Source organism: Peptoniphilus sp. (assembly GCF_050943655.1).
Classification (GTDB): Bacteria; Bacillota; Clostridia; order Tissierellales; family Peptoniphilaceae; genus Peptoniphilus_A.
This window is the reverse complement of record NZ_JBMNPQ010000014.1, coordinates 1-26,953: the sequence shown is the minus strand read 5'-3', so window position 1 is coordinate 26,953 and position 26,953 is coordinate 1. Positions and strand designations below refer to the sequence as shown.

The following is a 26,953-nucleotide window of genomic DNA, read 5'->3' as shown; positions in this document are numbered from 1 at the left end:
TCTAGTATTACTTCACAACTTTGTCAAGATAATGTGAATTGAAAATTTAAGAATTTTTGAAAAATTTTTTAAATTTACTATAATAAAATTAATGAAATGAGAATTATTAAAATAATAAGAAGGTGTTAAAATGCACATGCCAACATACAGAGTTATAAAAATTTTAGAAGTACTTAGAAATTCAGATGATGGATTAAACTTGACGGAAATTTCTGAAGAGACAGAAATACCAAAGAGCACCCTTTCTCCAATAATTAAAACGCTTATGGAGACGAACTTTATTGAGATTAAGGACAATAAATATTTAATAGGATTTGGGGCATATAAAATTGGAAATGCGTATAATTATAGATCTGATGCTCTATCAATAATAAGATCTTATATGAAAGACATAGTGGGCGAATGTAATGAAATTTGTCAGCTTGGAGTTTACGAAAACAAAATGGTGTTTTATATAGTAAAAGAAGAGCCCAAGAGGGCAATAAAAATAGTATCAAGCGTTGGAACTAGAATAGCAGCCAATGCACCGGCACTTGGAAAGGCGCTCTTATCTCAGTTTGACGATGATTATATAATAAAAAACTTTAAAGACAATATGGTAAAGTACACTGACAAAACTACTTTGGATATAGAAAAATTACTTCTACAGGCTCATTCAGTAAGACAGAAGGGCTATGCTCTTGAACTTGGAGAAATAGACGAGGACATAAGATGCGTTGCCATACCACTATCAATTGACGGAAAAGTAGTGGCGGCACTTAGCATATCTATACCAATCTATAGAGCAGACGAAGATAATCTGAACAAATGTAGAGATGTGCTTTTAAAATACAAATGTATTATCGAGACAGCTTTATCGGGAATGGATATAAATTTTTAGAATAAATAGGCAATGATTTAGGAATAAATTGTTGCCTTTTTTTACCCACTAAGGATAACGTCCACCCTCGTCATTCCGAGGGAGTGTGAAACGCGAATCGAGGAATCTGCACCTTAAGGAGAAACAACCTAAGCGTCTTAACTAGAAAATGTAAAGGGAATTACTTCAAAACGCAACTTTGTAAAGACGACGACACATCGCAAGAAAGCTTTACAGATCCTTCGACTGCACTTCAGGCTGCGCCTTCCGTTCCGCTCAGGATGACCTTGGGTGGGGTCTCCTACTACATATCGTGGATAAATTATAGGCACAGTCAAGAAATATTGGAGTCGTCGTCCTCACACACCGTCATCTTGAGCGAGAGCTTTGCTCGAGTCGAAAGATCTGCACCTTTAGGAGAAACAGCCTATTCGTCTTGATTAGAAAACGTGAAGGAGAAAACTCCAAAACACCTTCTCATCAAAACGACGACACATCGCAAGAATACATTGCAGATCCTTCGGCTCACTTCGTTCGCTCAGGATGACGACCACCACGTCATTCCGAGTGAGCATGAAACGCGAATCGAAAGATCTGCACCTTAAGGAGAAACAGCCTATGCGTCTTATTGAAAGGATGTAAAGGGAATTACTTCAAAACACATTCTCATCGAAACGACAACACATCGCCATCATACTTACAGCTCCTTCGACTTTAACAATTGTGCTCTAGTCCTTTATACTTTTACATACTAAATAATAAGTACGACATATTTATAATTTATTTCACATTATTTTTTTACTATAAAAAGGCTATTTTAAGCCATTGTTTTGATATCAACTCAATCGTTATTTATTTAACTTATTTGATAAGTGTTATTATTAGTTTTTATATGGATATATATTCTATGACGGATTTTTATATATTTTAAAAGGAGTGTAAAAGATATGAAAAGACCAGATGTTAATTTGTTAGATAAGTATGATTTATTTATAGGTGGAGAGTTTGTTAAGTCTACTGGCGGGGAATATTTCGATGCTAAATGCCCTGCTGATGGAGAAGTTTTAGCTAAGGTTACTGAAGCTACTAAGGAAGATGTTGACAAGGCAGTTGAAGTTGCAACTAAGGCTTTTGAGTCTTACAGAAAGACGACAAAGGTTGAAAGGGCAAAACTATTAAATAAGATTGCCGATATCATCGACGAAAATGCTGATCACCTTGCTATGGTAGAGACCCTTGATAATGGTAAACCTATTAGAGAGACTTCAGGCATAGATATTCCTGGCGCTGCTGAGCACTTTAGATATTTTGCTGGCGTTATTTTGGCAGAAGAGGGAACTCTAAATGCAATGGATGAGAACACTATTTCACTTGTAATGCGTGAACCTATTGGTGTTGTTGGACAAATTATTCCATGGAACTTCCCATTCTTGATGGCTGCATGGAAACTTGCTCCAGCTCTTGCTGCAGGGGACACTATTGTTATTAAACCATCAAGTTCAACTTCCCTTTCTCTTCTTGAACTTGCAAGACTTATAAAGGACGTTGTTCCAAAGGGAGTTATAAATGTTATTACAGGTGCTGGTTCTAAATCAGGTGAATATATTTTAGCTCACGAAGGATTTTCTAAACTTGCATTTACTGGTTCTACTGAAGTTGGATACAATGTTGCTAAACACGCTGCAGATAAGTTAATTCCTGCTACTCTAGAACTTGGAGGTAAGAGTGCCAATATTTTCTTCGACGACTGCGACATGGACCTTGCTATTGAAGGTCTTGCTCTTGGAATTCTATTTAACCAAGGTCAAGTTTGCTGCGCAGGTTCAAGGGTATTCGTTCAAGAAGGAATTTATGACGAGTTCATCAAGAGAGCTGTAGAAAAATTCAATGAAGTTAAGGTTGGACTTCCTTGGGATCCTGAAACTCAACTTGGTGCTCAAATCAACAAGAGACAAAAGGAAAAAGTTCTAAAATATATCGACATCGCTTCTGAAGAAGGAGCAAAGATTGTTGCTGGTGGTAAAGAATGTGTTGAAGGAGATCTTGCTAATGGTCACTTCACTATGCCAACTCTAATCGCCGATGTAGATAACGACATGAAGGTTGCTCAAGAAGAAATTTTTGGACCAGTTGCTGTTGTTATTAAGTTTAAAGATGAAGAAGAAGTAATTAAACTTGCCAACGATTCTGAATATGGACTAGGCGGTGGTGTTTGGTCTAAGGATATCAACAAGGCACTAAGAGTATCAAGAGCTCTTGAAACTGGACGTGTTTGGGTTAACACATACAACTCAATTCCTGCTGGTGCACCATTTGGTGGATACAAAAAATCTGGTATCGGTAGAGAAACTCACAAACTTGCTCTAGATGCTTATAGCCAAGTTAAAAATATTATTATAGACACATCTGAAAAATCACCTGGATTATATTAATGAGTAAAGGTTGATAATTAAAAAAAGGTCGCTTGATTAAGCGGCCTTATTTTTTTAGAAATCTTTAGTTTTAAATGTGTTAATCGATACAGAAACCGAAACAAATAGAGCTACTATAAATAAAACTATCAAAATTATTATTTTATAAGTTGGAAGATATTCATACTTTTCGAAGTTGTAGAACATAATTGGAGATAGTATTGCAAAGATTAAAATCGTAGTTATTATGATATAAATCATAAGTCCAACTCCTTTTGGTCCAAAGCCGTAGTAGCCTGGAATCAAAGCAACTACTAAAAATAATGGAACAACATACATAATAACTCTTTCTGAAATATCTAATGGATCTACATCTATAAATAGTCCAACAACATGCTCAGTTAGAAGTATTACAAGAGTTATTAAAGCAAAGGTTAAAAATGCTGTAATGTATCTTGCAATTACATAGTTTTTTGGATTTATTGGCATTGTTCTAAGAGTTGCAATAGATCCATCGTCAAAGTCTCTTGTAAATAAATTGCTTAGCATTCCAAGATTAAAGGCAATGCTAAAGGGAAGTGCAACTGATGATTTTGTAAATGCAGTAAGAACTACTATTAATATTAAAAATATAGCTACTCCTTTTATAATATCTTTTAAACTCTTATCTTGTCTGAGACAGAGGTATTCTCTATACATAGCTGTCTTCATCTTAAGGCCTCCATTTCTTTCTTCCACACTTTTTTATACAGAAGGAGAATTAGAATGAATGCAATCATGAGTATTCCAAGAACATAATAATTTAAAAACAGGTTTATCTTTTGTGCAGCGAAAAATCCTGCGAAGAAAGATAAAAGTGTAATAATAAAAACTGCCATGAGTATATTTCTTGCTATTTTTGAATTTTTTCCAAATTTAATTAGCAAAACTAATGCGCCAATTCCAATTATTATAGAAAAGAGCAGTAGTATTGCCCATAATAAAAATACATTTATATCAGTTTTTATTCTAAGCTTAAACACAAGCATTATTATTGAAATTATAAAAGTAGATGGAAGTACGGATAGCAGAATTTTTTCAGTGCCATAATCTTCAAGTGAAATTGGCATTGAGCGCATATACTCCAAGAACTTTGTGTCGAGGTCGTTTGAATAGCTGCCGTAACCAGTTGATGCAAACATCATTCCATTTACCATTGTAAAAAATATTAGAGCGTCTAACTCTACGTGCCCACGAATAAGTCCTATGATTACTTGTAGTTGAGAGAGGACTATTATTCCAAAGGCAAGTAAAAAATTTTTTCTAATCTGATAAAAATCTCTTTTTAGTATTGCCTTCATGCCTCTTCACCCCTTAAGTAGAGAACCATAATCTCATCGATTGTGCTCCTGTCCACGACAAAGCTTGGATAAGTCTTTTCAAATTCGTGTAGATTATCTACAAGGACATTAATTTGATACTTTTCTTTTTTAAATTTTTTGATAAATCTCTTGTCAATTTTCTTAAAATCTTCTTCGCTTACTCTAACTATTCCATAATTTTCTTCAAGGTCGTATTTTTCTTCGGTAAATATTACCTCGCCGTCGTTTATAAAAGTGATGTAGTCGGCAATTTTTTCAAGATCTGTCGTAATGTGAGATGAAATTAAAATTGTGTTATTTTCATCTTCCATGTATTCCAAGAAAATGTCTAAAATTTCTGAACGTATAACTGGGTCAAGTCCACTTGTCGGCTCGTCTAAGATTAAAAGCTTTGGGCGAGATGAAAGGGCGATTGCAATTTTTAATTTTATCTTCATTCCTTTTGAGAAATCCTTATACTTTTTGTCCGTTGCAATATCAAATTTATCTAATAATTCATAAAAATAATTTGAGTCCCATTTGGAATAAATTTCAGAATAAATTTTGTCCACTTCTTTTGCGTTTAAATATTCGCCAATAAAATATTCCTCGAAAACAGAATTTATTTCGTCTTTAATATCCTTAGAAATTTCTTCACCCAAAATTCTGATGTCGCCGTCGTATTTAATAATAGAAAGAATTGATTTTAAAATTGTAGTTTTGCCAGATCCGTTTGCACCGATTAGGCCCATTACAGTTCCCTGATAAACGTCGAAGCTCACATCTTTTAGCTCAAAGTCGTCGTATATCTTATTTAGATTTTTAATTTCAATTGCCTTCATCTTTCCACTCCTTATAAATAAATGTGAGAAGCTCGTTTAAACCAAGCTCTTCCTTTTTTGCTTTATTTATTAAACTCTTAACTTCTTCTTCAATATCCTTATCAATAATCTTTTCTTTTTTAGGTTTTTTATTTACATCATTTACAAAGGAACCCTTGCCGGGCAGGGTGTAAATATAACCTTCGCGCTCTAAATCATCATAGGCTCTTTTTGTCGTAATGACAGAAACCTTTAAGTCCTTTGCAAGAGTCCTCATTCCAGGGAGCCTCTCGTGTGGCTTTAAAGTTTCTTTAACTATCATGTCCTCAATTTGAGTTCTGATCTGCTCATAGATTGGAACGTCCAATGATTTAGAAATAATAATTTCCATAACATCACCAACTTTTAAGTGTATATATACAGTCAAGGGATTTGAAGAAAAAAATGAGTTAAAACTTCTATACTATGTTATACAGAGAGTCGAGAGATCTGTAACTTCTCGACAAAAAGCCATCATAGAAAGAGAAAAACTCCTTATATTCGTCATCTTGAGCGAGAGCTATGCTCGAAAGTCGCCGTGTACCCGGGAGGGTGAAAGAGCTGCACCTTTAGGAGAAACAGCCTATTCGTCTTGATTAGAAAACGTGAAGGAGAAAACTCCCAAACGCAACTTTGTAAAGGCGATGACACATCGCACGAATACTCTACAGATCCTTCGACTCCGTCTCATGCTTCGCATTCGTCTCCGCTCAGGATGACGAGTATGGGGGTTCGTCAAGACGAAGGCACATTATTTCTGTGTCTTTACAGATTTTTGACTCTTCCAGGTACACTCGACTTACTGTCCGCTCAGGATGACGTCCACACACTCCGTCATTCCGAGCGAGCGAGAAACGCGAGTCGAGGAATCTGCACCTTTAGGAGAAACAACCTAAGCGTCTTAATGAAACGGTGTAAAGGGGAATTACTATTCCAAAACTCTTTCTTGTAAAGACGAGGACACATCGCTAGAGTACTCTACAGATCCTTCGACTCCAAAAATTCTCATGAATTTTTTCCGCTCAGGATGACGAGTGTGGGGGTTACGTCAAGACGAAGGCACATTATTTCTGTGTCTTTACAGATTTTTCATCATTTGGATACAAGCGACTTACTGTCCGGTCAGGATGACATCGGAGCAGGTGTTCTTCATATATCATAGATAAATTATCGGTACAATAATATTTAAACTCCAAAAAACACCACAAAATTAAAAAAAGCTATGGCAAATTAATTTCGCCATAACTTTAAATTCTTTTTTAAATTATTCTTTATTAAATTATATGCTAAGTTTTTCCATTTCTTTTACATTTTTTATGTGGCCTCTCTCGCATCTGTTGCCCCAAGAGTCGATTAGTTCGCCCTCTCTTAAGACACACATTATTTCGCAGTGGTTTGGACATTTGTTGCAATTTACGCCGCGCGTTTTAAATTCGATATCTGTTGTTTCAAAGTTAAATTCTTTGTGCTTGCCCATTTTGTTTGCCATGATTGCAATTCCAATTGCACCGGCAAGGTGTCCAACATCATCGACGATAATGTCTTCACCAAGAGCTTCTTCAAAGAATTTTTTTACTCCCTTGTTTTTGCTGACTCCGCCTTGGAATACTATTGGAGTTCTTATTGATTTTCCACGGCCGACATTATTTAAGTAATTGTTTACAATTGATTTGCAAAGTCCTGCTATTATATCATTTGTCGCATAACCCATTTGCGCCTTGTGCACAAGGTCCGATTCGGCAAACACTGTGCATCTTGCAGCTATTGGCGTTGGGCTTTCTGAATTAATTGCGATATCTCCAAATTCTTCTACGGGAACTCCAAGTCTTGAAGCTTGAGAAGACAAGAACGCGCCAGTTCCTGCTGCACAAAGTGTGTTCATTGCATAATCAACTACAACGCCGTCGTCGATTAAGATAATTTTTGAGTCCTGTCCGCCAATTTCTAGAATAGTTTTGACATCGGGGTGCATGGAAATTGTACCTATTGCATGGGCAGTTATTTCGTTACGAACTATGGACGCATCGACTATTGCACCAACGAGCTTTCTGGCTGATCCTGTAGTTCCAACAGACATGACCCTGTATTTATCTAAATCGAGCTGTGACTCGACTGATTTTGTAAGTCTTTTTACTGCATCGATTGGATTGCCGTGAGTCATCAAATAATCTTGTGCTAAAATATTGTTATCATCATCAATTATGACACCTTTAGTTGAAATGCTGCCAACATCTATACCGTAATAAACATCTTTCATTTTATCCCTCTTTAAAATCAAATTATTTTTTCTTTTCTCATCATAATCATGTCGTAAAAAGCTTCGAGTCTTGTTTGAAGTCCAACATCACTTGTCTGCGAATCAAAGGAAATATATAAAATTGGAATTTTATAATCCTTGCTTATGTTTTGTAGAACTGCCATGGCATCTATCTCGGGCATACATCCTGCAGATTTTACGTGGATTATCCCGTCATAATGTGCCTTTGCACATCGAAGGGCGCGATCTATTGTGTACATACTTGTTGCGCCGAGGTCGTACTTTGCATAGGGCTTTATGTGATTTTTGACTTCTTTTTCGGGTCTATCGATTATTGTGTTTGTAAGGTTCATCCATCTTTCAATTTCTATGCCGCGCTCTGCAAGCCATTTTTCAATGTAGTGGTTGGAGAAGGGCTCCATTATCGTATAATATTCGCCAATCATGGCAACTCTTAGTGGATTTTTTGGTTTGTTTACAGGAAGTTCTTTAAATGCCTTCATGTATTTCTTTTGAAAGTCTTTAATCTCGCGAAGAGAGGAGATGTCCCTCATTTCTTGGAGATATTTTTTATATAATCTGTCAAAAGATCCTTCTTCTACTTCAAAGCCTGCATTTTTTCTCATGAAGTTGTCAGTTATGTCCAAGTACTCAATCATTTTTAAAAACACGGGGATTACTTCGCCAATTTTTATAAGCGACATATCAGGGTTTAGTGTCTTAAATTTTTCGTACCAAGAAGATGGTTTTGAAAGTTTTGTCTGTGCGAAGTTTACAAAAGTAACATCGTAGCCCAAATCTTTTATGATTTGTTGATGCAGTTCTCCGTAATAGCCGAGTCTGCAAAGACCTCCAACTGATACCAAAATTTCTGCTCCGTTTTCGATTGCTTCGATATAATTTCCGAGCATGAACTTAAAAGGAGCGCACACTGAGTCGGGACTGTATTTAGAACCAATTTCTAAAGTCTTGTTTGAAATTTTTGGTGGTTTTAAATACTTAACGCCCATTCCTTCTTCAAAAACCATTTCGATTGGGATATTGTAGTTTCCAAGTTGAGGAAAAGTAACTTTTCTAGTCATTTAAAATCCTCCTCTTTTTAAAAAGGATAATGTCTATAAAACTCTCAAGCCTTGTTTCCATTCCGGCAACTCCCTCTTGTCCGTCGACGACTAAATTTAAAATAGGCTTATCCTTAATCTTTCTAATAATCATTTCATTTGCCATGGAGTCGGGACCGCAGTCGAATGAGCTTAGTAAAATTATTCCGTCGACTTCGTCTGAAAGTTCAACAATTGATCCTATAAGCTCCCTGTTAAAAGTCCAAGGCATGGTCTTAGTAACTTCTTTTGACTTCTCGTCGGCATCGTGTCTATCCATGTCTGTTGCCCAAATTAGGTCAACGCCCATTTCTTCTAGCATGTCCTCAATGGGTTCACCAACATATTTATCCATGGTGTTGTACTTGTGGCCGACTAGTAAAACTTTGCTGTTATCTTTTTTGAGAGCATTCTTAAGATTATTTTCTTTAATTTGTGCCTCAGTATTAACAGCTTGCCTTGCAATAATATATGCCCTTAAAGAGTCGCGTCTCTTTTTGCCTAATTTTTTGCCGATTTCGATGCAGCTTGCAAGTTCAGTTTCTTTAGAAGTATAGTCCACATTAAAAGGTAGAATTTTAATGTCTCTATCTCTAAAGGTGTTTTGCAAAACATCGACAGTTGACTGATACCTTGTGCACATTCTGTCGTAGAAACTATAGCCGCCAATTCTTGGGACCAATATGTAGTCGCATTTATCAATCAAATAATCAACATGACCTAAAAATATTTTGTAGGGAAGACAGGTCTCGTGTAGGGCAATGCTTGCTCCTCTTTTGTAAATATCTTTATTAGTATTTGGACTTATAATGTATTCAATATCGAGTTCTTTAAAAAAATTTCTCCACATTGTGTCGAATTCATAAAAAAGAAGACCTCGTGGAATGCCAATTACCATAACTTCCTCCAATATATATAAAAAAATTAAATTAAAACTTAAACTATTGAACATAAATAATTATAACAAAATACTGAACGTTGTTCAATAATTGTGAGGTGAAGATGTAGTATTAAAATATAGTTTTATTGGAGTGGGATAGTGGATAAATGATTGGGGAATCTTAAAACCTTAAAGATTTTAAAGACTGATAAGAATCTTTTAAGAGTTTCAAATAAATAGAGGGCGCAGAAAATATTTTTAAGGGAGACTCTAAAAGAAATCACAAAAAAAATGTTATGACCAAATTAAAAATCAGTCATAACATTTAAATTCTATATTTCTATAAGTGGCTTAGCGTATTCTGTTTTTGGAACGCCGTATCTCACAGAAGGCATTTCGCCATCAACTGGGTGAACGTATTGGTTGATTTCAATATCTCCTTGAAGTGATAGGTAGATAAATATATCTGTTTCATCAAGTGGATAGGCTGGCTTCATCAATCTTAAAAGTTCTTCACTTGCTGAAAGAAAGGCCTCACTAAAATTATCTCCGACACCATTTACATACCACTTGTCTTCTGTCTCTATAACCGGCCATTTTAGTTCAAAGTCTTTTATTAGATTAACTCTTACTACAACTTCTCCTGGTACTTCTATTCCTGTTCCCGATACTTCGCCGTCTCCCATGCTTGCGTGTAAATCTCCTATTTGAAGAAGTCCACCAGGATGTTCAACTGGCAAGTACACTGTTGTGCCCTTTGTTATTTTTTTGCTGTCCAAGTTGCCACCGTGTTTATATGCGTGGCCACAAGCTATTTCTCCTTCTTCTGGTGCAAGTCCTATTACGCCAATCATTGGATTTATCTTCCATTTTAATCCCCCAAACTCTACATATTCGTTTTCTATTTCGAATATTCTCGTTCTCATCTCGCTAAATTTTGCCAATGGACCTACTTCTGGGATGGAGCATGCAAAGCCTCTTTTTCCAACTTTTATATCAAGAATATCTACAGCAATTACATCTCCTGGCTCTGCGCCTTCTAAATATAGAGGTCCAGCAGTTGGGTTTGCTTTATTTAGATCTAATTTATCCATAGTAAAGCTTTCATCTTTTACTTGGTTTGCAAAACAGTCAGCAGTTTTGAAAGTAATTATTTCTCCAGGGCTTGCTGTGCAAACAGGTTCGTTGTCCTTTGAGAAGACATAGTTTAAGTTGTCTAATATTTTCATAACTTCCTCCTATTTAATTTAATAAAACATTTCACTACTACATTAAAGTTAACATAAAATTTTCTCAATTACAAATTATATTTATGTATTTTTTTAAATAATTATTTTTAAATTTTACTGCTTGTTTACTCTATATATGTATAGATTTTGTCTTCATATTATACTATCCAGAAAGCATCGATATTTTAGTCTCATTTATGTTGTGGAAAAAACACTTAAAAATACTAAATTGTGAGTTGTGCAAATTATTTATTTTAATTAAGTTTCCATGAGTTTATTAATTAATATTGTATTTTTTCTAGAATTATATTTTAATATATTATCATAATACTGTTATCACGACATGAATTTGGGTACTATAATATTAAGATAAAGCATTAGATTGTGTTGCAATAAACTAAAATTAAGAAATTTATTGGAGGGGAAGAATATGACAAACGGATATAATGCATGGAATGAAATGTTTAAAGCAAGTCAAAATATGATGAAGGCATGGATGGATGCTCTACCAAAAAGAGGAGCAGACGATGTTGAAAAAGATATAGAAAATGACAAGGCTTTTGACTTTACTAAGTACCAAGATTGGGTTGAACTTCAACAGTTATGGATGAAAAATTGGCAAGACTATATTAAAGGTATAAGCCCACAAAATTCTTGGTTCACAGGACCATACCAAGCATGGAACAGCATGATGGATTCTTACAATCCATTCTCTATGGGTAAGCTTATGGCACCTGTTAGCCGTGATGTTTTTGAAAAAATGTTAAATTCTCAAAAATTATACATGGGTCTTTATGATCAATGGAATAAATTTAACGAAGAAATTCTAAAACCAGGCACTGAAGAATATAAAAAGAATATCGACCAATTAGTAGAAGGATATAACAATATCTTTATGAACAACCTTGTTCCTCTACTACCAAAAGAAATTCAAGGTCTAATGGTAGATTCACAAAGTTACTTTAACACTTACCTTAGAACTTTAAATAACTTTATTGGTCCATGGAGCTTTGCTTACCAAAATATTGCAGATATATTTATGCAATCAATTTTCAAAGATCCAATGAAACTTGCTGATACTCTAAGAGAGTGGAAGAAAGCATATGATAAAACTTTTGGAGTTTTAATGACATCTCCAGTTGTAGGAAGCTCAAGAGAAATGCTTGAACAAAACAACAAAGCTATCGAAGCTTTAATAGATATGCTAGTTTCTGTATCTGAATTTATGACTAAGGCAATGACTGTTGGTTATAAGAATTCTAAAGAAGCTTTCAAAGACTATATAGAATCAATCGACAAGGGCGAAGAACCTAAGACATTTAGAGAGTTCTACAAAATGTGGTCAAAATATGTAGAAGATGCAATTGAAAAATATTTCTACACTGACGAATTTTCTAAACTAATCGCAAAGACTGCAGACTCTGCAATGGTATTTAAGATTGAATATGACAAAGTAATAGAAGCAGCATTAAAGGATCTACCAATAGTTACAATGTCTGAAGTAGATAATGTTTATAAAAATGTTTACGAACTAAGACGCGAAGTTAGAGCCATGAAAAAAGACTTAGAAAACATGAGGAATACTAAAGAAAATAAACCGGAACAAAAATAATAATTAAAGTTTAATTCATGGGAGGTAAAAGATGTACGGCGACTTTTTTGATATAAAGAAAACTATCGAAGAAAATATAGAAAGACAAGAAAAACTACTAAAGAGTTATGAGGTTATGCTTGATGTAAAAGAAAATCAAGCAAACCAAACTCCAAGGGAGTGTGTCTTTACTGAAGATAAATTAAAACTATATCACTATAAAAAGAGCACAAGAACTTCAACAAAGATACCAACACTTATAATATATGCTCTTGTAAATACACCATCAATGATGGATATAGGACAAGACAAGTCTTTCATTAAAAAACTTGTAGACAGTGGACTTGACCTATATCTAATAGAATGGGGTTTTCCAACAGCAGATGACAAATATATAACACTTGATGATTATATCAATGTTTATATAGACGACTGCGTTGAACATTTGAGAAAAGAAAAGGGAGTAGACAAAATTAACATTCTTGGAGTGTGCCAAGGAGGTACATTCAGCTTAATGTATACAGCACTACACCCAGAAAAAGTTAAAAACTTAGTGACAATGGTAACACCAGTTGACTTCTCAACAGACGATGGACTTCTATTTAAATGGGGAAAATATTTAAACCCAGACAGAATGGTAGAAGCATATGGAGTTGTTCCTGGAGACTTTATGAACACAGGATTCTTGACACTTAAACCACTTTCACTAATGGTAAATAAATATTTAGACCTAATTAACGATATAGACGACCCTAACTATTTATCTAGCTTCTTGACAATGGAAAAATGGATTTTCGACTCACCAGGACAAGCTGGGATGGCATATAAAGAGTTTCTAAACTCAATGTATAGAGAAAACAAATTATTTAAAGGTGAAATGGAAATAGCTGGAGAAAAAGTTGATCTTAAAAATATCACTCAACCAGTTCTAAACCTATATGCCGAAAGAGATAACCAAGTTCCAAATGCAGCATCAATACCACTAGATAAAGTAATAGGAAGTAAGGACTACACAGCAAAATGTTTCCCAACAGGACACATTGGAATGTTTGTAAGTAGAAGAAGTCAAGAAGAAGTAGCACCTACAGTAGTAGATTGGATTAAAAAACACAATAGATAATAAGGACTGATAATATGACAGAAATTATCGGCAAAACAATTGACGAATTAAAAGTTGGTGACAGCGCCTCTTTTGCAAAGACAGTGACAGAAGCCGATGCGTATAATTACGCTGGAGTATCTGGTGACTTTAACCCTGCACATATAAACGAAGAATACGCAAAAAACACAAAGTTTGAAACACGTATAGCACACGGAATGATTAGTGCAGGATTTATATCAGCAGTGCTTGGAACACAGCTTCCAGGTCCGGGAACAATATATTTAGGACAAGAACTTAAATTCACACATCCCGTTCACTATGGAGATACAATAACAGCAACATGCACTGTGGAAGAATTAATACCCGAGAAAAATAGAGTAATACTAAAAACTACATGCACTAACCAATTTGGTTATGTAGTGATAGAAGGAAAAGCAACAGTACTTGCACCTCAAAAATAATACTAAGAATGACCTCCCTTGATTGGGAGGTTTTTTCGTTTTGTTGAGTATTTATTCAGCAAAGCGTCTAAACCACTTGTCGTTACCTCTAACTCGTCATCCCGAGCGTAGCCGAGGGATCTGCAAAGACATCTAGCGAGAACTTATCGTCTTAAGGAATCAACCTAACGGTTAAATCGTAAATAACTTAATTTCAAAACTGCGTTTTGCATTCCTTTTGCGAGGAAGGGAAGGCTAGGGCTGACCCTATTACGCTGCGATTGTCCCCTTCCCTCTCCTCGCGCACCAACTCAGGCCCCCAACGCCCACTTCGGAGAGTGTGTTGAACTTATATGACTATTTAGTACTCCGCAAAAAGCCTAAATTTCATAACTCGCGAGTTGTAATTTTTGTTAAATTTTTTCTCTATAGCTTTTTTTATTTAACTCAAGGTGGTTATTGTGGTTCGCTCAAACAAATGAAATTTTTAACGGCTTTTTGCGAAACTCGCTTGCCGCATAATTCCTCATCGCGTTGAAATTGGAGTTAGAATTAGTGAACTAATGGCACAGTGATAACTTATTCATATGACGACGTACCTACTCGTCATCTCGAGCTTAGCCGAGGGATCTGCAAAGCATTCGAGCGAGACCTAATCGTCTTAACGAGAAAACCTCAGGGAGAAAATACTCCAAAACACTTTTTGCATTAAAACGAGGACACATCGCACCCACGACTATACAGATCCTTCGACTCACTTCGTTCGCTCAGGATGACGAGCTGTACGTTTTTTATCAAGACGAGAGCGCATCGCACCCACGACTCTACAGATCTCTCGACTCACGTTTCACGCTCGCTCGAGATGACGGCAGTTGGAGGGGTATGGACAAGACGACAACATATTGCAAGAAAGCTGCACAAATTTTTCAACTACAAAAAAAGAGCAACCATAAGCTGCTCTTTTCATTTTAATGATTCAAATTTTATTTAAATACGTCCAAATCTTTTAGTTCTTTAATTTTATCTTCGCTATATCCCAAACTCTTTAATATTTCTTCGGTGTCTTCGCCAATTTTTTTGCCGGCAAATTTGTATTCTTGTTTTGTTTTTGAGAATGCGATTGGACTTGCGAACTGTTTTATTTTTTCTCCATCGACATCAAGCTCTACAATGAGCCCTCTTTCTTTTATGTGCTCGTCTTCTACTACTTCATCAAGGTTTAGAACGGGTTCTACGCAGGCATCTTTATCTTTAAAAATTTCTACCCACTCGTCGAAGTCTTTTTCTAAGAACTTCTCTTTTATTTCATCTTTTACTGAAAGGTCAGTTGAAGTCTTACCATCTATTTCTAGTGTATCGCAAAGTACACTCCAAAATTTTGGTTCAAGGGATCCTACAGCAAAATATCTGCCGTCCTTTGTTTCGTAGAAATCGTAATTGCTTCCTCCGTTTAAGAGATCCCCTTCTCTCTTAGGAAGCTCTCCACCAGCTAGATATCCTGCTCCAGGAAGTGAATTAAGTGGCAAAGCACCGTCCATCATTGATATGTCAATGTATTGTCCCTCGCCAGAGAAGTGCCTGTAGTTTACTGCTGCAAGTATTCCTATAATTGAATTCATTGTTCCACCGGCGATATCTGCTATTTGTGTGCCGTAAAGTTCTGGGCCGCTTTCATTTCTTCCACTAAATCCCAAAACTCCTGATTTTGCCAAGAAGTTAATGTCGTGGCCTGCTTTATTTGCCATTGGTCCTGTTTGGCCGTAGCCTGTTATTGAGCAGTAGATCAGTCTTGGATTTATTTTTGAAAGTTCTTCGTATCCAAGTCCAAGTTTTTCCATAACTCCTGGTCTAAACTGTTCCACAATTATGTCGTACTCTTTTACAAGTTCTTTTACAATGTCAACAGCCTCTTTTGTCTTAAGGTTTAGCGCCAAAGTCTTTTTGTTTCTGTTTAGCCAAAGTAGGTTTGCTGACTTGCCATTAATTTTTGGCTCAGCCTCTAATACTAAATCGTACTTGGAAGGTGATGATATTTTTATTACATCAGCTCCCATGTCTGCCATCTGCATTGTTGCAAATGGTCCTGGCAAAAGTGTTGTGAAATCTAAAATTTTTAAATTTGATAGTGCGTTCATAAATTACTCCTTTATATTAATACATTTTCATTTTATCACTTAAAAGCGTCCTAATCAAAGTAGACTACTTATTTATATTTTTACCAATAAATTACATTCTTTAAATCAAAAAACATAAATTAGATGCTATTTTCTATATGTTAAGAATTAATTTATAGGAGGAATTATGAAGAAAAAAGTTATTTTAATTATCACAATTGTGTTTGCAATGCTATTTACAGCTTGCTCAAAGGGTGGTTCTAAAGAGGACAAAGATGTAGCAGCTGCAGAAGAGGCAGGCAAGACTACAGTTACTTTTTGGCACTCAATGGGTGGCGTTAACGGTAAAGCTCTTGACGAACTTGTAAAGAGATACAACGAAAGCCAAGATAAATATTATGTTAAGGCTGAGTTTCAAGGTGAGTATGACGACGCACTTACAAAACTAAGAGCATCATCAGCAGGTAAAGAAGTTGGTGCCGACATGGTACAAGTTTTTGAACTTGGCGCAAGATTTATGATCGACTCTGGACTAATCGTTCCAGTTCAAGAATATATCGACAAGGACAACTTCGACGTTTCAAAAATCGAACCAAACCTTGCTGCATACTACACAATCGATGGCAAACTAAATTCAATGCCTTTTAACTCATCAACTCCACTTCTTTATTACAACAAAGATGTGTTTGAAAAAGCAGGAATAGCTGAAGCACCAAAATCTCTAGAAGAGATGATGGACATTGCTGATGATTTAAAGACTAAGGGCGGAGTAGAGATGCCAATTTCCATGTCAATATATGGATGGTGGGTTGACCAACTTATGTCAAAACAAGAACTTCCAATGTTTAATAACGGAAACGGACGTGAAAAGAATCCTACTGAGGTAGTATGCGATGAAAACGGCGGAATGGAAAACATCCTAACAATGTGGAAAGAACTTGAAGATAAGGGAGTTGCTCCAAATGTTGGTAAACAAGGCGGCATTCCAGAATTTGTTTCAGGAACTTCTGCAATGACTTTTGCATCTACTGCAAGTTTAAAAGAAATTCTAAATGAAGTTGGCGACTCTTTCGAAGTTGGAACAGCATACTTCCCAGGAGTTAAGAAAACTGACAAGGGAATGGTTTCAATTGGCGGTGCTTCAATTTATATGATTGACACAGGAGATGACGAAAGAAAAGACGCATCTTGGGACTTTATAAAATTTTTAGTATCACCAGAGTCACAAGCATTCTGGAACGCAGAAACTGGATACTTCCCAATCAATGTCGATGCACATGAAGAGCCTGTATTTAAAGAAAATATAGAAAAATTCCCACAATTTCAAACTGCAATAGATCAATTACACGACTCTTCACCAGCTTCACAAGGTGGACTTGCAACAGTATATCAAGAAACAAGACAAATCGAAGAAAAATATGTAGAAGAAGTATTAAATAATAACAAAACTCCAAAAGAAGCTGCCGAAGAAATTGCAAAAGAGGTAAACAGCGCCCTTGAAAATTACAACGCAGCTAACTGAGAAGTGGTTTTATGAATAGGGAAAATAACAAAAAAGCGTATTTTTATCTACTTCCCGCAATGACTGTATTTATAATCTTTACCTTTTATCCATTCGTGGAGACTCTCATAAGAAGTCTTCACTCTACGGATAACATGGGAGCAAACAAAGACTTTGTGGGATTTAAAAACTATGTCACACTCTTTAATTCAAGTGCCTTTTATAACTCAATTGTCGTGACACTTATGTATGTTGTAATTGTCGTTATAATCGGAGTGCTTCTTGGATTTTTGACTGCAATGTTATGTCAAAAAACTTTTCCGGGAATCAAAATATTTTCGGCAGCCTATGCACTTCCTATGGCAATAGCATCAAGTGGAATGGCACTTGTATTTAAGGTGATGCTAAACCCATCAATTGGAATTATCAATATAATTTTAAACAGCAAGGCCAACTGGCTTGTAAATCCAAAGCTTGCCCTCTTAAGCGTTGGAATTTTGACAGGCTGGTTAAACAGTGGAATGAACTTCCTTTACTTCAGTGCAGGCCTTGCTGGAATTGATGATTCACTGTATGAATCTGCAAAGATTGACGGTGCAAATAGTTTTAATGAATTTATATACATTACACTTCCTTCACTTGGACCGATTATATTTTTTGTAGTTGTTACAAATATAATAAATGCCTTTCAGTCCTTTGCACAAATTAAACTTTTAACTGGAGGAGGCCCTGGAGACTCAACAAATGTAATAGTACACGACATTTACAAAAATGCCTTTATGAATTACAGATACGACATGGCCTCAGCTGAGTCAATAATTTTATTTGTAATAATAATGCTTTTGACTCTAATAATATTTAAGAGAAGTGGTGCACAAGATGATAGAAGCTAAGACAAATAAAAAAATTATGGCAGTCGAAAAGAACAGGAAAAGTTCAAAAAACTTTGGGCAAATAATAAGGCTTATTTTAAACATTGCCGTTGCAGCTGTCGTTTTATTTCCTCTAATCTATGCACTTGCAATGAGTCTTAAGCCGGCGAGCGAAATTTACCAAAATAGCTCCACAATTTTTACGGCAAATCCGACAGTAGATAATTACATTGAAGTCATAGAGACTGCACCAATTGGAACTTATATTATAAATTCCTTTATTGTATCTATAGTTATTATGATCTCACAAATTGGTACGGCAATAATTGCAGCATTCGCCTTTCACTTTTTAAAATTTAGAGGCAAGGCAATTTTATTTGCCATAATAATGTCAACAATGATGATACCGGGAGAAGCTACAATAATCTCCAATTTCCTAATGGTAAGTGGCTGGGGCCTTTCCAACACCTATATTGGTTTAGTGCTTCCATACCTCACTACGGCGATGGGAATATTTTTGTTCAAACAGTCCTTTGCCACTTTCCCAATGGAAATTTATGAATCTGCACACATTGACGGCTGTAGCGATTTAAAATTTATAATTAAGATTTTAATTCCAATATCAAGACCAGTTATTGGAGCACTAAGTGTTGCTGCATTTTTGGGAGCTTGGAACATGTATATGTGGCCACTTCTAATAACAGGTTCAGATGAATATAGGACAGTACAAATAGGGATAAGTATGTTAAACTCCGTTGACTCACAGTCCATGGTACTCATGATTGCAGGAGTTGTAATCTGTATGATTCCATCACTTGTGATTTTCTTCTTCGCAAGAAAGAACATGATTAAGGGACTGACAACGGGAGCAGTAAAGGGTTGATAAAGTGGCAAATGTAAAACTTGAAAATGTAGTTAAAGATTATGAAGATGGCTATAGAGCTGTCAAAAATATAAATTTAGACATTAAGGACAAGGAGTTTATAGTCCTTGTTGGACCGAGCGGATGCGGAAAGTCCACAACGCTTAGGATGATTGCAGGACTTGAGACTGCAAGCTCTGGCGAAATAAAAATAGAAGATGATGTAGTTAACGATATAAGTCCAAAAGATAGGGACATCGCAATGGTATTTCAGTCCTATGCACTATATCCTCACATGAGCGTGAGAGAAAATATATCTTTTCCGCTAAAGATGAGAAAAGTGCCAAAAGAAAAAATAAGATCTAAAGTTTCAAATATTGCACAGGTCCTTCAACTTGAAGAGCTCCTTGACAAAAAGCCTGCACAGCTTTCTGGTGGACAGAGACAGAGAGTTGCCCTTGGACGTGCCATGGTGAGAAAGCCAAAAGTTTTTTTGCTCGACGAGCCCCTTTCCAATTTAGACGCAAAACTCCGTGTCGAAATGAGAAGTGAAATTGTAAATCTGCACAAAAATTTAAATACGACATTTATCTATGTAACTCACGACCAAACTGAGGCAATGACTATGGGAGATAGGATTGCAGTATTAAACTCAGGCGTCTTGGAACAGTTCGACACGCCGCTTAATTTGTACTACAAGCCAAGCAACAAATTTGTGGCAGAATTTATTGGAACTCCGAAGATGAATATTTTTGAGACTGAGTTTAACGAGAACGACGGCAAATTATTTATAAAATTATTTGGAAAGATTTTGCAAATTCCAGAAGACGTTAAAGAAAAATTTAGCTCTCTAAACATGGGTGAAAATTACTATGTAGGATTAAGGAGCGAGGACTTTTTTGTAGATGAGTCTTCACAAATTGATTTGTTGTTTTCAAATGTGGAGTATATGGGAAGCGACATCTACGCCTATGCCGATGCAGATGAGTCAAAAGATAGAATAATCATGAGATTTGACCCTGAGGAGAATATTGGCAAAAATTCAAGGTGTAGAGTTGGAGTTGACTTTAAAAAATTATTTGTCTTCAAAAAGGACAGCGAAAAGACAATAGTCTTTCCAACAAAATAAAAATGATATTTCAAAAATTTCCGACTAAATAAAAACATTGCTCTTTTTAGGGAGTAATGTCTTTTTTATTTGTCGAAGTTTAAGTCGGGATAATTTGTTATAACTCCGTCTATGCCGATCTCTTTCATTATATCAAAATGTTCTTTTTCATTAACTGTCCACACATTTATCCCAATGCCCTTGTCGTGGAGTTTTTTAACACTGTCTTTATCCATTGTTGCAAATAGTGGATGGAAGTAGTCGATATTATATTTAGATAAATAATCCCAAGGTTCAATCAGTCTTCCAGCTTCTAATGCTGCTATAGGGACATCTTTTGTTATCTTTCTAAAGTTAAGTAAAGAGTTGTGGTTAAAGCTTGAGATTAAAAGCTTATCCAAAATATTTCTGCTCTTAAAAATTTCATAGACGTCTTTTTCTATTCCTTCGTATTCAAATATGGAAGTCTTAAGCTCAACATTTGTCACAAGAGATGTGTCCTTAACAATGTCGACATATTCTTCTAAGAGAAGGGGAGAGTCGTCGCTATTTAATATTTTTAAATCTTTCATCTCGTCCCAAGTCATATCTTTTACAAATTTGCTTAACATGCATAGTCTATTTAAAAATTCATCGTGAATCACAACGACCTTTTTATCCATTGTGTATTGCACATCAATTTCTATTCCGTCTATATCTAGGCCCTTGCATGCTAAAAAGGCAGATGTAGTGTTTTCTGCATACTTTGAACTAAAGCCCCTGTGGGCATAAATTTTCATAAAATCACCTCATTAGAATAAGTATAATAAAGAATTGTAAAAAAGAATTTAAAAACTTGTAATCTTTATAAATAAATTTGGTTTATATTAACGTTATAGACGTCATAAGTTTTATATTAACTGCACAAAAAAACTCTAAGGGGTTTCCTTGGAGTAAGATGGTTGTAAAGTTACAAAGCTCTAGAAAAATCTTATCCTATGGAAGAAATTGTAGAAAGTTCAACTTGAAGCAAATCGCCCGAAAATCACACTGTCTGAACGTAAGTGAGTTTGTGATTTTCAGATTTGCAAAAGTATGAACCTTTCCAATTTCTGTAATGAGATAAGATTTTTTGAGCTTTGTAATACTCTCATTCAAATGAATTTTTTTGGAATAAGAGATATTATTTAATTTTTAGAATAATTCTTGATTTTGTATCAAAGCCATCGCTTGTTCCTGTAAATGAAGTTTCTTCTTTTGCAAGATCAGACATTGTGTCCACAACTTCTTTAAACTCAGGAAGATCTTTTGTCTTGTTGTCGAGTTCGTCGATTCCTCTTTGTTTAAACTCTTCAAGCTTGTCGGAGAATTTTCTCATAGCATCGTCAATTACATCTCCTCCATCTTGAAGCTTAACAGTACCATCATTAAGTTCCACAATACCGTCATTTAACTTTCTAATTCCATCTCTCATTGGAGAAAGTCCTTCAGTCTTTAGTCTTGGGAAGTCGTTGAACATTTTTGATTTATCTCTAAACTCGTGAAGACCACTTGAAAGTTCATTTGCGCCGTCGTTTAATTTGCCAGAGTTTGAATCAAGTTCTGAAATAGCAGAAGCAAGTTTATTTACACCATCTTCACTCTCTTCAGTTCCTTCTCTTAATTTTGAAGAACCATCTTTAAGTTGACCTGTCGCATCGTCAAGTTGAACAAGTGAGTCAGAAAGTTTTATTAGTTGAGATACATCCATTTTGTCTGTGATTTGTGAAATTCCGCCATTAAGCTCAGTTTCCACTGTACCAAGACCATCATTAAGCTGTTTTGCACCATCTTGTAGTGCTGGTAGACCAGCTGCAAGTTTTTGTGTTCCGGCATTTAATTGATTAGATGCTGTTGCAAGTTGATTCATTCCAGCTTGAAGCTCTTTCATTTGGGATGACAAATACGGAGCCATTTTACTAAGATCATTTAAAGGAGCTAGAGAATCACGTAAATTTCCAGCTGATCCTCCAATTAATTGAGCGTTACCTCCAATCTTTTGTGCAGAGATTGCAAGCTTTTGGGCTGCCTGTAATATTTCTGGGTCTGTGCTCTTACTTAGTGTTTGAATTACGGATTGAATATTTTGTAATTCTGCGCCAATAGATTTTGTATTGTCTCCTATATTTTGTAAGTTAACTTCAACAGTATTACTGTTTCTATTATTTGGAAGACCTGATAAGTCTGGAACATTCATTCCTTGAACTTGTCTATTCATCTCTTGCATACCTTTATTAAACTGTGTCATGCCTGGATTTTTTTCTGTACCGACAAGTGCATTTACACCTTCAACTGCTTCATCAGCACCAGCTTGAAGTTTTCCTGCTCCGGCGTGAAGAGCTTCTATACCTTTTTTAAGTTCTATTAACTTCTTCAATGCTTCTTCTTTCAAGTCTCCAATTTGACTTAGTTTTGAAGAGCCTGCACGAAGTTGTGATGTTGCATCTTTAAGTTTGCCAAGTCCGTCGTCAAGATCGGCTGAGCCCTTTGCAAGTTTGTGTGCACCGTCAATCATTGCGCCAGTGTTTTCGTTCATCTTGCCAACGGCTCCTGTATAATCGCTAATTCCTGATGTAAGCTTAGTTCCTCCGTCGTCCATTTCTGCAACATAACCTGGAACTGGTTTTACCTTTTCGATTACATCGTCAAACTTATCTTCAAGTTCGCCTGATTTGTCATAAAGTTCTTGTGAGCCGTCGTGAAGTTTACCAACACCAGAATTTACATCGCCAATACCAGTGTTAAGTTCGCCCTGTGCATCAGATAATTTTACAGATGCGTCAACTAGTTTTTGAGAGTTATCTTCTAGTTCATTAATTCCATCACGAAGTTTATCTATTGATTCAATATCAACTTTGTTTTGGAAAAGTTCGTTAGAGATTACTGCATAAACTTCAACTGGTTCGTATTTTTCAACTTCCATTTCAATTGTAGCGCTATCTTTAAAGTCTTCCATCTGTCTATCTTCTAAGATGCTTTCAAAGTTTTCGCGTAGACCTGGTGTTAATACTGTTGTTACGACTTCGTTCTTGCCGTCCTTTACGACTTTTGAATTTTCAGCTTCAATATTAGATGCAATTTCTGTGTTAAAGCTCATTGCACTTACAACTGTGTAAGGTGAATAAACTCTTGTGTTTTTGCCATTAATCTTTTTAGTTACATATTTTTTGTTGACTGATTCAATTTCAATTTTAAGATGTCCAGATTTGCCCTTGAGCTCATTGTTATCCATTTCTTTTCCATCTAAGAAATATTTTATATTTATTTCAACAGGAAGATCTTTGTCGCTCTTTCCTTGGTAGTAGATATCTTTTTTATCTTCGTTCCAATTTATATAGCCTCTTTCTGGATTTACTTCTTCGTCAGTCTTTAGATTTTTTATATTTGTAAGGTCAGTTTTATCTTTGCCCTTGATGTTTTCTTCTGAGTTTAACCAAACTGATACTGTTTTATCTTTTGTCTTGCCATCTTTTTGAATTACATATACAGTTTCTGATTTATTTATTACACTTGGTGCTGCGAAAGCTGTATTTGTTAGTAACATAGAAGATAGAAGAACTGAAGCGATAACTTTTTGTGATTTTCTATTCATTTTTTCTCCTCTTTCTTAATTTAATCCCTTAGTAGTTTTTTTGATAAATGGAAAAGTTACAGATATAAGTGCAGGTAGTAGGAAAATTATTACCGCCATACTTATGATTGCACCTCTTGCCAAGAATGTACAAATTGTTGAAACTATTTCCATCTTTGAATAAAGACCTACGCCAATTGTCGCTGCCATAAATGATAGGGCTGATGTAACAATTGATTTAGATGTTTCCTTTGTTGCTATCCTCAATGACTCTTCTACGTCGCTACTTATTTCATACTCGTGCAAGAATCTGTTTGTAAGAAGAATTGAGTAGTCGATTGTAGAACCGAGCTGTATTACACCGATTATAATCGATGTTATAAAAGGTATTGTTTGATTTATATAGTAGGGAACTCCCATATTTATCTGAATGGCAAGTTCTATAGCTGCAATTAAAACTATAGGAATTCCAAGTGATTTAAATACTATTGCAATGATTACAAATACTATTGCAATGGAAGCAATGTTTACCATTTTAAAGTCTTGTGAAGAAATATCTGTCAAGTCGTCTGTTAAAACTGCCTCACCAGTTAAGTATCCTTCACTGTCGTATTTTGATATTACGCTTCTCATTTTTTTGATTTGCTCTCTAACTTCAGGGGATGCCGTTTGATATTTTGAGTTTGCCATTATCATTTGGTATCCGCCTTTTGCGAAGTTATCACGTACCTTATCGGGCAAAAATTCTTGTGGAAGTGTAACTCCAGTTACTGAGTTTGTACTAAGGACTGAGTTTATTCCATCAATTTCTTTTAAGCCGTCAAGTAGTGCATTTAGTGATGAATTTGATAAATCATCTTTTACGACGATAAAATGTGTTGTCGCCATGTTGTAGTCTTTTTTCATCTTGTTAAGTGCAACTATTGAATCCAAATCTTGAGGCAAGGACCTGTCTAGGTTGTAATAAAGTTTTGTGTTAATAGATCCAAATACTGCCGGGATAAATAGTCCCACAAAGACAAGTGTTAGAGTCTTACTGTGTCTTAAGTTAAACTCTGATAGTTTATCAAAAGATGGAAGAAGGACTCTGTGGTTATATTTAGTAACTAATTTTTCTACAAGTAGTAGCATTGCAGGAAGAAGTGTAACTGTAGTTAGAAGTCCAATCAGAACTCCCTTACTCATTACAAGTCCAATGTCCTTACCAAGTCCAAGACGCATTAGAATTAATACGATAAATCCTACGAAAGTTGTAAGGGAAGATGCAAATAGGGCAGATATTGTTTTTTGGATTGCAATATCCATCGCTTCATTTTTATCTTCTGTATAATTTTTCTCTTCAACATACCTGTGGTACAAGAATATGGAATAGTCCATGGTAACGGCAAGTTGCAAAACTGCTGCAATTGCCTTTGTTATATAGGAAATCTCTCCCAAGAATACATTCGTACCAAAGTTATAAATTATGGCATAACCAATTGTCAGCATAAAGACAATTGGAATTACCGTTGACTCATTTGTAAGAGATAAAATTACGAGACCAAGAGCTACTGCAAGAATAACATAAATTGGCGTTTCCTTGTCTATAATATCCTTTGTGTCTTTAACAAGTGACGATATACCACTTAGATATTTATCTGGCGAATCGATGCTCTTTATCTTGTCGATTGCTGCCATAGTCGTAAAGGACGAAGCTGAGTCGCTAAACTTTACTATCATAAGAGTTGAACCAGGGCCATAGAATACATCTTTAATGTCATCTGGCAAGAATTCCTGTGGAATCATATCTCCCACAGTTGAAGATTTTGAAATAACATCTTCGACTCCGTCTATCTTTAGGATCTCCTCACGCAGCATCTCGGCCTCGTGATCGGTTCCTTCTAATATTAGCATCCCCGTCGCTGCATTTTTAAATTCGCTGTCTAAGATTTTTTGACCCTGCGTCGATTTTAAATCGTCGGGAAGGTATGTCAAAATATCATAATTTACTCCCGTCAGCTTGTAACCAAGAAAAGACGGAATTAAAAGTGCTGTCATCACCAAAAATACAATTTTAGGGTGATGAGAAATAAATTTTGTAAATTTTTTCATAAACTCACTCTAACTAAAAAATTTTTTTATTATTTTAAATAAAACTGGCTTCATCTGATCGATTGTAAGCACAGACTCTTCCATCAAAGAAGACTTGCAAGTTGAAAGCACGATGTGAAGCGTTAGAGAAAGTATATAAAGTTCCTCAGATTCAGGTAGCTTTACATCGAAGAGAGACTCAAATCTAGAAAGTATAAATTTCAAGGTACTTTCTGCCTCTTCAAACCTGCTGTCGTTTTCTACTTTTGCATAAAGAGCCCAGTTTGCATTCCGAGTGACAAGCTCAAGTTTTAATGGATCTTTTAAAAGCTCATCTATTTGATAGTCAATAAAAGATATGTATCTATCAGTTGGAATTTTGTCGTGACAATCTGCATCAGCTTTATAAAATAAATCTGTGAGTATTCTCAGTACAATTCTTTCTTCTAAATTCTTTTTATCATCAAAATATAAGTAGAAAGTGCCAAGACCGAGGCCGGATTTTTCCATAATGTATCTGATAGAAGATTTTTCAATTCCCTTTTCTCTAAAAGATTCAATAGCCGCGTCAATAATTATATTTTCTTTAGGCTTTTTACTTATGTCCAATATATATACCCCCAATACAATCGTATTGAACAGTGTTCATTTTTTGCGAATTTAATTATACTATAATCATGAACAATGTTCAATAGCTTAGAGAAATAATTTCAAAAAAATTTTAAATCTGATAATTTCGGGGAAAAATGAAGAAAGTTGTGCAGATTT

Annotated in this window: 22 protein-coding genes; 9 read left to right on the top strand and 13 right to left on the bottom strand. The window is 35.5% G+C overall.

The annotated features are described in order from the left end of the window. The first annotated feature begins 130 nt into the window (after positions 1–130). Both ACOX6R_RS02755 and ACOX6R_RS02750 read left to right on the top strand, forming a co-directional pair. The gene (locus ACOX6R_RS02755) at positions 131–880 is read left to right on the top strand and encodes an IclR family transcriptional regulator (RefSeq protein WP_433446992.1); all 750 of its coding nucleotides are present in this window, start codon (positions 131–133) and stop codon (positions 878–880) included. Between the two features lie 926 nt (positions 881–1,806). Then, on the top strand, positions 1,807–3,291 hold the full coding sequence (locus ACOX6R_RS02750; protein ID WP_433446990.1) for an aldehyde dehydrogenase family protein: 1,485 nt from the start codon (positions 1,807–1,809) through the stop codon (positions 3,289–3,291). Positions 3,292–3,345: 54 nt separating this feature from the next. On the opposite strand, the gene ACOX6R_RS02745 is transcribed toward ACOX6R_RS02750, so the two are convergent. The 8 genes from ACOX6R_RS02745 to ACOX6R_RS02710 all read right to left on the bottom strand — a co-directional run bounded on the left by ACOX6R_RS02745 (position 3,346) and on the right by ACOX6R_RS02710 (position 10,936). After that, a complete protein-coding gene (locus ACOX6R_RS02745) occupies positions 3,346–3,981 on the bottom strand; it encodes an ABC-2 transporter permease (RefSeq protein WP_433446988.1) in 636 nt (211 codons plus the stop codon). After that, positions 3,978–4,610 (bottom strand): ABC-2 transporter permease, encoded by a 633-nt coding sequence (locus tag ACOX6R_RS02740; RefSeq protein WP_433446986.1) that lies wholly within the window; start codon positions 4,608–4,610, stop codon positions 3,978–3,980. The genes ACOX6R_RS02745 and ACOX6R_RS02740 overlap by 4 nt, the downstream gene beginning before the upstream one ends. After that, on the bottom strand, positions 4,607–5,452 hold the full coding sequence (locus ACOX6R_RS02735) for an ABC transporter ATP-binding protein (RefSeq protein WP_433446984.1): 846 nt from the start codon (positions 5,450–5,452) through the stop codon (positions 4,607–4,609). Before ACOX6R_RS02735 ends, ACOX6R_RS02740 begins: the two co-directional genes overlap by 4 nt. After that, the gene (locus ACOX6R_RS02730; RefSeq protein ID WP_433446982.1) at positions 5,439–5,822 is read right to left on the bottom strand and encodes a GntR family transcriptional regulator; all 384 of its coding nucleotides are present in this window, start codon (positions 5,820–5,822) and stop codon (positions 5,439–5,441) included. Before ACOX6R_RS02730 ends, ACOX6R_RS02735 begins: the two co-directional genes overlap by 14 nt. Positions 5,823–6,749: 927 nt before the next feature. Next, a complete protein-coding gene (locus ACOX6R_RS02725; protein ID WP_433446980.1) occupies positions 6,750–7,727 on the bottom strand; it encodes an acyl-CoA dehydratase activase in 978 nt (325 codons plus the stop codon). A 17-nt stretch (positions 7,728–7,744) separates the two neighbouring features. After that, positions 7,745–8,809 (bottom strand): hypothetical protein, encoded by a 1,065-nt coding sequence (locus ACOX6R_RS02720; protein WP_433446978.1) that lies wholly within the window; start codon positions 8,807–8,809, stop codon positions 7,745–7,747. Beyond that, positions 8,802–9,725, bottom strand: coding sequence for an acyl-CoA dehydratase activase-related protein (locus tag ACOX6R_RS02715; RefSeq protein ID WP_433446976.1), 924 nt, complete (start codon positions 9,723–9,725; stop codon positions 8,802–8,804). Before ACOX6R_RS02715 ends, ACOX6R_RS02720 begins: the two co-directional genes overlap by 8 nt. Positions 9,726–10,039: 314 nt before the next feature. Then, complete coding sequence (locus tag ACOX6R_RS02710; RefSeq protein ID WP_433446974.1) at positions 10,040–10,936, bottom strand: acetamidase/formamidase family protein; 897 nt, start codon at positions 10,934–10,936, stop codon at positions 10,040–10,042. Between the two features lie 430 nt (positions 10,937–11,366). On the opposite strand from ACOX6R_RS02710, the gene ACOX6R_RS02705 reads away from it, so the two are divergent. From ACOX6R_RS02705 to ACOX6R_RS02695, 3 genes are read left to right on the top strand one after another with little or no spacing between them, the layout of a single operon-like run. After that, the gene (locus ACOX6R_RS02705) at positions 11,367–12,548 is read left to right on the top strand and encodes a poly(R)-hydroxyalkanoic acid synthase subunit PhaE (RefSeq protein ID WP_433446972.1); all 1,182 of its coding nucleotides are present in this window, start codon (positions 11,367–11,369) and stop codon (positions 12,546–12,548) included. 31 nt (positions 12,549–12,579) lie between these two features. After that, positions 12,580–13,647, top strand: a complete 1,068-nt coding sequence (gene phaC, locus ACOX6R_RS02700; RefSeq protein ID WP_433446970.1) for a class III poly(R)-hydroxyalkanoic acid synthase subunit PhaC — start codon at positions 12,580–12,582, stop codon at positions 13,645–13,647. Between the two features lie 23 nt (positions 13,648–13,670). Continuing rightward, positions 13,671–14,090 carry a MaoC family dehydratase gene (locus tag ACOX6R_RS02695; RefSeq protein ID WP_433446996.1) on the top strand — a complete coding sequence of 140 codons (420 nt, stop codon included), beginning with the start codon at positions 13,671–13,673 and terminating at the stop codon, positions 14,088–14,090. A 962-nt stretch (positions 14,091–15,052) separates the two neighbouring features. Here ACOX6R_RS02695 and ACOX6R_RS02690 read toward each other — a convergent pair. Further along, positions 15,053–16,204, bottom strand: coding sequence for a CaiB/BaiF CoA transferase family protein (locus ACOX6R_RS02690; RefSeq protein ID WP_433446968.1), 1,152 nt, complete (start codon positions 16,202–16,204; stop codon positions 15,053–15,055). Between the two features lie 166 nt (positions 16,205–16,370). On the opposite strand from ACOX6R_RS02690, the gene ACOX6R_RS02685 reads away from it, so the two are divergent. Genes ACOX6R_RS02685 through ACOX6R_RS02670 form a run of 4 tightly spaced genes read left to right on the top strand, consistent with a single transcriptional unit; the run spans position 16,371 to position 20,547 of the window. Further along, positions 16,371–17,705: an ABC transporter substrate-binding protein gene (locus tag ACOX6R_RS02685; RefSeq protein ID WP_433446966.1), complete on the top strand. Its 1,335-nt coding sequence runs from the start codon at positions 16,371–16,373 to the stop codon at positions 17,703–17,705. An 11-nt stretch (positions 17,706–17,716) separates the two neighbouring features. Further along, positions 17,717–18,577 carry a carbohydrate ABC transporter permease gene (locus ACOX6R_RS02680; RefSeq protein WP_433446964.1) on the top strand — a complete coding sequence of 287 codons (861 nt, stop codon included), beginning with the start codon at positions 17,717–17,719 and terminating at the stop codon, positions 18,575–18,577. Next, entirely contained in the window at positions 18,564–19,439 is an 876-nt protein-coding gene (locus ACOX6R_RS02675; protein ID WP_433446963.1) for a carbohydrate ABC transporter permease, read from the top strand. The genes ACOX6R_RS02680 and ACOX6R_RS02675 overlap by 14 nt, the downstream gene beginning before the upstream one ends. 4 nt (positions 19,440–19,443) lie before the next feature. Continuing rightward, positions 19,444–20,547, top strand: coding sequence for an ABC transporter ATP-binding protein (locus tag ACOX6R_RS02670; RefSeq protein WP_433446961.1), 1,104 nt, complete (start codon positions 19,444–19,446; stop codon positions 20,545–20,547). A 65-nt stretch (positions 20,548–20,612) separates the two neighbouring features. On the opposite strand, the gene ACOX6R_RS02665 is transcribed toward ACOX6R_RS02670, so the two are convergent. The 4 genes from ACOX6R_RS02665 to ACOX6R_RS02650 form a co-directional block, all read right to left on the bottom strand. Continuing rightward, positions 20,613–21,305 (bottom strand): glycerophosphodiester phosphodiesterase family protein, encoded by a 693-nt coding sequence (locus tag ACOX6R_RS02665; RefSeq protein WP_433446959.1) that lies wholly within the window; start codon positions 21,303–21,305, stop codon positions 20,613–20,615. 383 nt (positions 21,306–21,688) lie between these two features. After that, positions 21,689–24,136, bottom strand: a complete 2,448-nt coding sequence (locus ACOX6R_RS02660) for a hypothetical protein (protein WP_433446957.1) — start codon at positions 24,134–24,136, stop codon at positions 21,689–21,691. 15 nt (positions 24,137–24,151) lie between these two features. After that, entirely contained in the window at positions 24,152–26,206 is a 2,055-nt protein-coding gene (locus ACOX6R_RS02655; RefSeq protein ID WP_433446955.1) for an efflux RND transporter permease subunit, read from the bottom strand. 9 nt (positions 26,207–26,215) lie between these two features. Then, on the bottom strand, positions 26,216–26,797 hold the full coding sequence (locus ACOX6R_RS02650; protein ID WP_433446994.1) for a TetR/AcrR family transcriptional regulator: 582 nt from the start codon (positions 26,795–26,797) through the stop codon (positions 26,216–26,218). Positions 26,798–26,953: the final 156 nt, after the last annotated feature.

Bases quoted from the DNA above. Each gene is read 5' to 3' on its own strand.
- ACOX6R_RS02680 (WP_433446964.1), top strand. From the start codon at position 17,717: ATGAATAGGGAAAATAACAAAAAAGCGTATTTTTATCTACTTCCCGCA.
- ACOX6R_RS02710 (WP_433446974.1), bottom strand. From the start codon at position 10,936: ATGAAAATATTAGACAACTTAAACTATGTCTTCTCAAAGGACAACGAA.
- ACOX6R_RS02735 (WP_433446984.1), bottom strand. From the start codon at position 5,452: ATGAAGGCAATTGAAATTAAAAATCTAAATAAGATATACGACGACTTT.
- ACOX6R_RS02745 (WP_433446988.1), bottom strand. From the start codon at position 3,981: ATGAAGACAGCTATGTATAGAGAATACCTCTGTCTCAGACAAGATAAG.
- ACOX6R_RS02720 (WP_433446978.1), bottom strand. From the start codon at position 8,809: ATGACTAGAAAAGTTACTTTTCCTCAACTTGGAAACTACAATATCCCA.
- ACOX6R_RS02750 (WP_433446990.1), top strand. From the start codon at position 1,807: ATGAAAAGACCAGATGTTAATTTGTTAGATAAGTATGATTTATTTATA.
- ACOX6R_RS02660 (WP_433446957.1), bottom strand. From the start codon at position 24,136: ATGAATAGAAAATCACAAAAAGTTATCGCTTCAGTTCTTCTATCTTCT.
- ACOX6R_RS02655 (WP_433446955.1), bottom strand. From the start codon at position 26,206: ATGAAAAAATTTACAAAATTTATTTCTCATCACCCTAAAATTGTATTT.
- ACOX6R_RS02665 (WP_433446959.1), bottom strand. From the start codon at position 21,305: ATGAAAATTTATGCCCACAGGGGCTTTAGTTCAAAGTATGCAGAAAAC.
- ACOX6R_RS02725 (WP_433446980.1), bottom strand. From the start codon at position 7,727: ATGAAAGATGTTTATTACGGTATAGATGTTGGCAGCATTTCAACTAAA.
- ACOX6R_RS02715 (WP_433446976.1), bottom strand. From the start codon at position 9,725: ATGGTAATTGGCATTCCACGAGGTCTTCTTTTTTATGAATTCGACACA.
- ACOX6R_RS02740 (WP_433446986.1), bottom strand. From the start codon at position 4,610: ATGAAGGCAATACTAAAAAGAGATTTTTATCAGATTAGAAAAAATTTT.
- phaC (WP_433446970.1), top strand. From the start codon at position 12,580: ATGTACGGCGACTTTTTTGATATAAAGAAAACTATCGAAGAAAATATA.
- ACOX6R_RS02755 (WP_433446992.1), top strand. From the start codon at position 131: ATGCACATGCCAACATACAGAGTTATAAAAATTTTAGAAGTACTTAGA.
- ACOX6R_RS02705 (WP_433446972.1), top strand. From the start codon at position 11,367: ATGACAAACGGATATAATGCATGGAATGAAATGTTTAAAGCAAGTCAA.
- ACOX6R_RS02675 (WP_433446963.1), top strand. From the start codon at position 18,564: ATGATAGAAGCTAAGACAAATAAAAAAATTATGGCAGTCGAAAAGAAC.
- ACOX6R_RS02690 (WP_433446968.1), bottom strand. From the start codon at position 16,204: ATGAACGCACTATCAAATTTAAAAATTTTAGATTTCACAACACTTTTG.
- ACOX6R_RS02730 (WP_433446982.1), bottom strand. From the start codon at position 5,822: ATGGAAATTATTATTTCTAAATCATTGGACGTTCCAATCTATGAGCAG.
- ACOX6R_RS02685 (WP_433446966.1), top strand. From the start codon at position 16,371: ATGAAGAAAAAAGTTATTTTAATTATCACAATTGTGTTTGCAATGCTA.